The sequence below is a fragment of the Pseudomonas sp. HMSC076A11 genome, assembly GCF_001810205.1.
Classification (GTDB): Bacteria; Pseudomonadota; Gammaproteobacteria; order Pseudomonadales; family Pseudomonadaceae; genus Pseudomonas; species Pseudomonas aeruginosa.
Genome location: NZ_KV800310.1, coordinates 54,631 through 55,407, shown reverse-complemented (window position 1 = coordinate 55,407; position 777 = coordinate 54,631). Strand labels below are relative to the sequence as shown.

General features: G+C 68.7%; 1 pseudogene. It reads right to left on the bottom strand.

Going from position 1 to position 777, the window contains the following annotated elements:
- Window positions 1-777: pseudogene (gene vgrG1a / locus HMPREF2716_RS16550) on the bottom strand (type VI secretion system spike protein VgrG1a); the annotation flags it as partial.

Sequence of the window (777 nt, the reverse complement as noted above, 5' to 3'; positions counted from 1 at the left end):
TGACGATCACTTCCTGGCCGATCCGCGGGATCTGCATCGAACCCCAGTTCTTCCCGGCCCAGGCCTGGGACACGCGAATCCAGCAGGAGCTGTTCTCGTTCGACTGGTCGTGGCGATCCCAGTGGAAGTGCACCTTGACCCGGCCGTACTGGTCGGTCCAGATCTCCTCGCCCTTGGGTCCGACCACCACCGCGGTCTGCGGACCCCGCACCACCGGTACCGGAGTCTGCGGCAGGAGACGGAACGACTGGCTGGCGTCGATGCAGTCCAGCTCGCTCTCGAACTGCGAGCCGGCGCCGCCGCTGCCGGTTTCGTAGAGTTCCTGGACCACCCGGTATTCGGCGCCGACCACCAGGTACTCGCGGTTCTGGTCATCGCGCGGATAGCCGCTCAGGCGGAACAGGTGCCCGGCGCCGATCCCGCGCACCACGCCGCGCAGGCGCACGCGCTCGTGCTGCGCCTGGATCGCCTCGATGCGGTTGCGCGCGTACTGCTCGCCGTCCTGGCTCTGCACGTATTCGCCGGGATAGTCGTACAGCGGGTAGTCGGCCGCCGCGTGCGGCCGGGCGATGTTCGAACGCACCTCCAGGCGCGCGCCGGGGCGCTGGAAGTCGTAGTCGTTGAGGGTCAGCGAACCGGGCTGGACCTCGCGTGCCATCTGCCAGTCGAAGAAGTGGTCGCGCTCGCGATGGCCGAGGGTCGGCGGGTAGTACGGCACGCTGGCGTAGCCACCCGGGCTGCGATGCGCGCCGTAGGCGTCGGAGAGCACCAGGATGT